We start from the raw sequence: 6,464 nt of genomic DNA, 5'->3' as shown, positions 1-6,464 counted from the left end.
ATGGTACTGCACTCGACAGGGTGTGGGAGAGTAGGACACCGCCGGAACATCATTCGCGGAAACCCCTGGCCTTTGGTCGGGGGTTTTCGTCGTTTCCGGGCTGGACGACCGCAACCACAACTCGACACGAGATGCGTCTAATCGTGCCCGGTGTGTTTCGCGGCAACCTCGCAGGGAACAATCAGGGTACGTAGAGCAACGGCGTCGATCCTGAAAGAAGGGATATCGTCGTCAGTAGCGGACAAGCCGAGAGACATGGAGGTGCTGATGGTCGTAGCGACGACAACTGCCGACCTGGCGCCTGCTGACCCCCACACGCCGGGCCGATCTCGTTCGTGGCCGCGACTACCTGCGACTGCCGGGTATCTGGCCGCCCTCATCGTCGTCACGACGATCTTCTCGGTGCTGAGCGATGCGGCGCGGTCGAGGATGGTGCTGCACGCGAGCACGAACCTGCACAATCTGCTGAACGGCCACATCGGAACCTTGTTCTCGAGCGCCCTGGTGATCGGGGATGTCAGCGCGGCCTGGGTCATCATTCCACTGCTCGGCTGCATGCTCGCCCTCGCCGAATTGCGCTTCGGCGCGATGCACCTGGTCCATGTCTTCCTCGCAGGTCATATCGGCGCGAGCCTGCTCGTAGCGGGGGGCCTCTGGGTCGCTATCGACGTCGGCTGGGTGCCGGCGAGCATTCGCTGGGCCGAGGATGTCGGCGTCAGCTATGGCGCTATGGCACTGATCGGTGCCCTCGTTGTCGCGGTACCGCACCGGTGGCGGCTCGCCTGGAGCACCGCGTGGTTCATGATCGCCGCAGAGGGCGTCCTGATCGAGCAGACCTTCACCAGCGTCGGACATCTGGTCTCGTGCTGCATCGGAACGGCCGTCGGGTTCGGCATGATCCGTGCCAACGCGGCATCCACCCGCAGTCTCACCCGGATCGAATCGGGTCTGCTCGCGGTGAGTGTGCTCCTCGCGGCCATCATGCTGATGGGCTGACCTTCGGCGCGAAGGGCTGGCGGCAGCGGCCGCCGAGCACTCGCCTACAGTGCTTTGGTGCGCTTAGTGATTGCTCGCTGTCAGGTCGACTACGTAGGGCGCCTCACCGCCCACCTCGCGATGGCTCGTAGATTGCTGCTGATCAAGGCGGACGGCTCGGTCCTCGTGCATTCCGACGGTGGTTCGTACAAGCCGTTGAACTGGATGAGCCCGCCGTGCTGGCTGGAGGAGCGCGACGGTGACGATGTGCCAGACGGTGCGAAGGCGCTCTGGGTCGTCACCAACAAGGCTGGCGAAGAACTGCGGATAACAATCGAGGACATCGAGCACGACTCCGCCCACGAGCTCGGCATCGATCCCGGTTTGGTGAAAGACGGTGTGGAGGCGCATCTTCAGGAGCTGCTCGCCGAACACGTGCAGACCCTCGGCCCCGGCTACACGCTGATTCGCCGTGAGTACATGACGGCCATCGGCCCGGTGGATCTGCTGTGCCGCGATGCCGGGGGCGCGACCGTCGCGGTGGAGATCAAACGCCGCGGCGAGATCGACGGCGTCGAACAGCTCACCCGCTACCTCGAACTGCTCAACCGCGACCCGCTGCTCGCCCCTGTCGCGGGCGTGTACGCGGCCCAGCAGATCAAGCCGCAGGCCCGCACGCTCGCCGAGGACCGTGGAATCCGGTGCCTGATACTCGATTACAACGCCCTACGCGGCACCGAGAGCAACGAATTCCGTCTCTTCTGACTCCGGTAGCCAATCGGTGGCTCCAGTCCATCCAGACGGGCGCATCGGCGCATTCGGTCGAGGCTTAGGCTTGACGCATGCCTCGTCGGAAGCCTCGGACCGACCGCCGATCGGGTCCGCCCGCTTCCAGTGGGCTCGGCGCCGACTTCGGAAGTACCGAGCCGGGACCCGACAGTGACGACCTGTACACGGTCCGGACGATCCCGGGCAGCCGAGCGGTCAAGACCTATCGCTGTCCTGGTTGCGACCACGAGATCACTCCCGGCGTAGCCCATATCGTCGCCTGGCCGACCTATGGCGGTGAGGACGATCGCAGGCACTGGCATCGCGGTTGCTGGAACGGCCGCCGGACGCGCAAGATAACCCGCCGCTGGTCGTGACCGAATTAGGGAAGGCCGCCCCGAGTGGGGCGGCCTTCGGTCTGAATTCGGATGGGGACCGCGTGTCGCCGCGTGGCCCGACGTCAGTGCGTGATGTCGGCGTTCTCGCGCTCTTCGTCGACGATGTCGTCATCTTCGACGGCGACCTCGGGGATGGCCTTGGTGCGCGAGCCGGTCACGGACTTGGTGTTGCCGCCGATCGACTTGCGCTGATCCGGAACCCCGTCCAGCAGTTCGCTTTCCCGGTTGACCGCCGCGAGCATCGCGGGCACCGAGTCGAGCTGGCCGCGGATGCCGAGCAGCTGGGCGAGCACCCGGCCGCGCAGCACGCGCATCTCCTCGGCCAGTTCCTTCGCGTGCGCGATCTTGCGCTCGGAGGTCTGGGTGGCGGAGGTGATGAGGCGGTTGGACTCATCGGTCGCGTCCTTGATCCGCTGTGCGGCCTCGGCGCGGCTGGTGGCCTCCAACTCCTCCATGGCGCGGGTGAGCTTGGTGCGACGCTCGGCCATGTTGACCTCGAAGTCCTGCTGGGTCGCCTTGCGCTTGGCATCGGCTTCCTTGCCGAGGCGGTCGGCCTCGGCCTGCGCGGCCTCGATGATCTTGGCGGATTCGGTACGCGCGTTTGCCAAGGTCTGCTCGAACTCGATCTCGAGCGCCTCGCGCTTTTCCTTGGTCTCGGCCAGCAACGACTCGTACTTGCCACGCATCTCGGTGGCCTGCTGCTCCGCGATCGACACCATTTCCGCGGCCTCGGCCTGTGCCAGGGCGCGAACTTCGGAAGCTTCGTCGGAGGCAAGCCGGAGCATGCGGGAGATGCGGTCAGACATGCCTTCCGCGGTGGTCGGCGGAACCGAGAGGCGATCGACCTCCTTGCGGAGCTCGTCGATCTCGTCCCGCGCGTCCTCCAACTGGCTCGCGAGGTTACGGGCTTGTGCCGCAGCGGCATCCCGGTCAGTGGCGGTGACCCTTAGCTCTGCATCGAAGCGGTCGAAGTAGTTGCGTACCTCGTCTTGCGCATAACCCTTGCGCACAACGGTGAAGGGGAGCGCAACGAAGCGATTGCGATCGGACTCAGGTGACGACATGGCCAACAAACTACAGCCTACCGGCACGTCATGGTGACTCGACCGCGAATGTGATTCTGAAGAGTTTTACTGACCCGATCTTGATACTAGTGCGTAACATCCGCATTCGGTTCGACCAACTCGATCAGCACACCGCCAGCATCCTTCGGATGGATGAAATTGATGCGGGAATCCGCCGTTCCGCGCCGCGGTGCTTCATACAGCAAACGCAGACCCCGATCACGCAGGAATGTCGACACCGCGTCGATGTCGGTTACCCGGTAGGCGAGTTGCTGCAGTCCCGGTCCGCTGCGGTCGATGAATTTTGCGATGGTGGACTCGGCATTCAGCGGCGCCAGCAACTGTAGGGCAGTCGCGCTGTCGGGTGCGCCGGGCAGCGAAAGCATCGCTTCGTGCACGCCCTGGCTCTCATTGACCTCGCGGTGGGTCTCGATCATGCCGAGATTGTCGGCATACCAGGCAATTGCGACATCCAGGTCGGGCACCGCGATGCCGACGTGATCGACGGCGATGACGTAGTCGCCGGGGATGAAGCTCGAAGGATCCATAACATTGCTCACCCCTCGAACGTAGCCTCTGATCGGGTAGCGCACCGCGTACCTGGCCAGAGTCTCTTCGGTCCGACAAGCTACCGTGGAGTACAGGCTCGACGCCCGCCGAGGCGCGACTGCTGTTGTTCTACGAATACTGCTTTGAGGAAAGAGGGCTCGTCGTGACCACTTCCGTGATCGTCTCCGGTGCGCGTACCCCGGTCGGTCGACTGCTCGGTGGGCTGAAGGACTTCAGCGGGTCCGACCTCGGCGGCTTCGCGATCAAGGCGGCACTGGAGAAGGGCGGCGTCGCGCCCGAGCAGGTCGAGTACGTGATCATGGGTCAGGTGCTCACCGCCGGTGCGGGCCAGATTCCGGCTCGGCAGGCGGCGGTGGCCGGTGGCATCCCGATGGATGTGCCCGCGGTGACACTGAACAAAGTGTGTCTGTCCGGCATCAACGCGATCGCCCTCGCCGACCAGCTGATCAGGGCGGGCGAGTACGAGATCGTCGTCGCCGGTGGCCAGGAGTCGATGAGTCAGGCGCCGCATCTGCTCGAAAAGAGCAGGGAGGGCTTCAAATACGGCGATGTGACGCTGCGCGACCACATGGCCTACGACGGTCTGTACGACATCTTCACCGACCAGCCGATGGGCGCGCTGACCGAACAGCGCAACGACACCGAGCCGATCAGCCGCGAAGCTCAGGACGCTTTCGCGGCCGCCTCGCACCAGCGTGCCGCCGCGGCATGGAAGAACGGCCTTTTCGACGCGGAGGTCGTTCCGGTCGCGGTGCCGCAGCGCAAGGGCGATCCGGTGCTGGTTTCCGAGGACGAGGGCATCCGGGCGGACACCACCGCCGATTCGCTCGCCAAGCTGCGCCCCGCCTTCCGCAAGGACGGCACCATCACCGCGGGCACCGCCTCGCAGATCTCCGACGGCGCCGCCGCTGTGGTGGTGATGAGCAAGGCAAAGGCCGAGGAGCTCGGGCTGAGCTGGATCGCCGAGATCGGCGCGTCGGGCACGGTGGCGGGCCCCGATTCGTCGTTGCAGGATCAGCCTGCCAACGCGATCGCCAAGGCCTGTGCGCGCGAAGGTATTTCGCCCGCCGATCTGGATCTGGTCGAGATCAACGAGGCCTTCGCGGCGGTGGGCATCGCCTCCACCGGCAAGCTCGGCATCGACAAGGAAAAGGTCAACGTCAACGGTGGCGCGATCGCGATCGGGCACCCGCTCGGTATGTCCGGCGCGCGGATCCTGCTGCACCTGGCGCTGGAACTGAAGCGCCGGGGCGGTGGCGTCGGTGCTGCCGCACTGTGCGGCGGCGGCGGTCAGGGTGACGCCCTGATCATCAAGGTCTGACCACTGACCGACCTACTGTGACGGGTTCAACTACGGGCCGTCGTAGGAGTCCGGCACAATGGTGGCCATGGGCAATTTCTTCGACCTGAGCACCGTGGCCAAGCGGTTCCGCTTCATCGCCGTGCTCGAGGCCTTTTCCTGGGCTCTCCTGATCGTCGGCATGGTGTTCAAGCGGCTCCCGGAGCCGGTGCTGTGGCCGGTCAAGGTGTTCGGGATGACGCACGGCATCATCTTCGTACTGTTCGTGATCGCCGCGATCGTGGCGGCGCGTGAGCTCGGCTGGACCGTGAAGACCACTGTGCTGGCGCTGTTGTCGAGCATCCCGCCGTTCTGCACCGTGGTCTTCGAGGTGTGGGCGGTGCGCTCGGGCAAGCTCGGTGAGCTCAGCGACGTCGCTTCCATCGACTCCGGGGCTCCTGCTTCCGTCACGCCGTGACAAACTGGAAACCGTGACTCGACCCGCTGCCCGCCGTCCTTCGCCCGCCGTCGCCGCCGCTATGTCCGGTGCGGTGGATCTGTCCAGCCTGAAGCAGCCCCCGGCCGGTGCTCCCGATGCGCCCGGTGGCGACTATGCGGTGAACGAAACGGACTTCGAGACGAAGGTGCTGCGCCGCTCGATCGCGCTGCCCGTGGTCGTCGCGCTGTATTCGCAGCGCAGCCCGGGCAGCGTCGAGCTGGTCAAGCTACTCGAGCGCCTTGTCGTCGAAGACGCGGGCAGCTGGGCGCTGGCCACCGTCGAGGCCGAGACCAATATGCGGATCGCGCAGGCGTTCGGTGTGCAGGGCATTCCGACGGTGGTCGCGGTCGCCGGTGGACAGCCGCTCGCGGATTTCCAAGGCGCGCAGCCCGAAGCGCAGGTTCGGCAGTGGTTGAACGCGGTCATCGATGCGGTGGCAGGCAAGCTGGAGGCGGACGCGGCGGCCGAGGAGCCGCAGGCCGCCGAGGATCCGCGCTTCGTGGCCGCCGAGGCGGCGCTCGAGGAGGGTGACCTGGCAGGCGCGGAGGCCGCTTACGAGGCCATCATCGCCGCGGAGCCGAACAACGACGAAGCCAAGGGCGCGCTGCGCCAGCTGCGCTTCCTCGGTCGTGCCCAGATCGTTCCCGAGTCTGCTATCGCGACCGCCGACTCCGATCCCGCCGACGTCGACGCCGCGCTCGCCGCCGCCGACCTGGAGATGCTCAACCAGCAGCCAGAGGCCGCCTTCGATCGGCTGATCGCGCTGATCAAGCGCACCGCCGATGATGACCGCACCAAGGCGCGCACCCGCCTGTTGGAGCTGTTCGAGCTCTTCGACCCTGCCGAGCCGATCGTGGTCGCGTCGCGCAGGAAGCTCGCCGCAGCCCTCTACTGAGCGCGCCGGCACCGCG

General features: G+C 65.8%; 8 protein-coding genes. 6 read left to right on the top strand and 2 right to left on the bottom strand.

Translation table 11 applies throughout. The annotated features are described in order from the left end of the window. Window positions 1-267 precede the first annotated feature (267 nt). The 3 genes from ACLMAJ_RS35260 (at window position 268) to ACLMAJ_RS35250 (ending at window position 2,120) form a co-directional block, all read left to right on the top strand. Window positions 268-996, top strand: a complete 729-nt coding sequence (locus tag ACLMAJ_RS35260) for a rhomboid-like protein (RefSeq protein ID WP_412018231.1) — start codon at window positions 268-270, stop codon at window positions 994-996. A 57-nt stretch (window positions 997-1,053) separates the two neighbouring features. Beyond that, window positions 1,054-1,740 (top strand): endonuclease NucS, encoded by a 687-nt coding sequence (gene nucS, locus ACLMAJ_RS35255; RefSeq protein WP_412018230.1) that lies wholly within the window; start codon window positions 1,054-1,056, stop codon window positions 1,738-1,740. Between the two features lie 77 nt (window positions 1,741-1,817). Continuing rightward, window positions 1,818-2,120 (top strand): ATP/GTP-binding protein, encoded by a 303-nt coding sequence (locus ACLMAJ_RS35250; protein WP_412018229.1) that lies wholly within the window; start codon window positions 1,818-1,820, stop codon window positions 2,118-2,120. A gap of 83 nt (window positions 2,121-2,203) precedes the next feature. Here the strand turns inward: ACLMAJ_RS35250 and ACLMAJ_RS35245 are convergent, their stop codons facing one another. Beyond that, a complete protein-coding gene (locus ACLMAJ_RS35245) occupies window positions 2,204-3,205 on the bottom strand; it encodes a coiled-coil domain-containing protein (RefSeq protein WP_412018228.1) in 1,002 nt (333 codons plus the stop codon). A gap of 86 nt (window positions 3,206-3,291) precedes the next feature. After that, entirely contained in the window at window positions 3,292-3,753 is a 462-nt protein-coding gene (gene mce / locus ACLMAJ_RS35240) for a methylmalonyl-CoA epimerase (RefSeq protein WP_412018236.1), read from the bottom strand. 164 nt (window positions 3,754-3,917) lie between these two features. Between mce and ACLMAJ_RS35235 the strand changes: the two genes are divergently transcribed. From ACLMAJ_RS35235 to ACLMAJ_RS35225, 3 genes are all read left to right on the top strand, one after another. Beyond that, window positions 3,918-5,096: an acetyl-CoA C-acetyltransferase gene (locus ACLMAJ_RS35235; RefSeq protein WP_412018227.1), complete on the top strand. Its 1,179-nt coding sequence runs from the start codon at window positions 3,918-3,920 to the stop codon at window positions 5,094-5,096. Window positions 5,097-5,154: 58 nt separating this feature from the next. Beyond that, on the top strand, window positions 5,155-5,532 hold the full coding sequence (locus ACLMAJ_RS35230) for a DUF3817 domain-containing protein (protein ID WP_412018226.1): 378 nt from the start codon (window positions 5,155-5,157) through the stop codon (window positions 5,530-5,532). Between the two features lie 61 nt (window positions 5,533-5,593). Then, window positions 5,594-6,448, top strand: a complete 855-nt coding sequence (locus ACLMAJ_RS35225; protein WP_412018235.1) for a tetratricopeptide repeat protein — start codon at window positions 5,594-5,596, stop codon at window positions 6,446-6,448. The last annotated feature ends 16 nt before the right edge of the window (window positions 6,449-6,464 follow it).

This window comes from Nocardia arseniciresistens, assembly GCF_046764875.1.
GTDB classification, from domain to species: domain Bacteria; phylum Actinomycetota; class Actinomycetes; order Mycobacteriales; family Mycobacteriaceae; genus Nocardia; species Nocardia arseniciresistens.
The sequence above is the reverse complement of the archived record's forward strand: the minus strand, read 5'-3'. Positions and strand labels throughout refer to the sequence as shown.

What these genes read in the sequence shown, in the direction of transcription:
- ACLMAJ_RS35260 (WP_412018231.1), top strand. Translation starts at nt 268, where the DNA reads ATGGTCGTAGCGACGACAACTGCCGACCTGGCGCCTGCTGACCCCCAC.
- ACLMAJ_RS35250 (WP_412018229.1), top strand. Translation starts at nt 1,818, where the DNA reads ATGCCTCGTCGGAAGCCTCGGACCGACCGCCGATCGGGTCCGCCCGCT.
- ACLMAJ_RS35245 (WP_412018228.1), bottom strand. Translation starts at nt 3,205, where the DNA reads ATGTCGTCACCTGAGTCCGATCGCAATCGCTTCGTTGCGCTCCCCTTC.
- mce (WP_412018236.1), bottom strand. Translation starts at nt 3,753, where the DNA reads ATGGATCCTTCGAGCTTCATCCCCGGCGACTACGTCATCGCCGTCGAT.
- ACLMAJ_RS35230 (WP_412018226.1), top strand. Translation starts at nt 5,155, where the DNA reads ATGGTGGCCATGGGCAATTTCTTCGACCTGAGCACCGTGGCCAAGCGG.
- ACLMAJ_RS35225 (WP_412018235.1), top strand. Translation starts at nt 5,594, where the DNA reads ATGTCCGGTGCGGTGGATCTGTCCAGCCTGAAGCAGCCCCCGGCCGGT.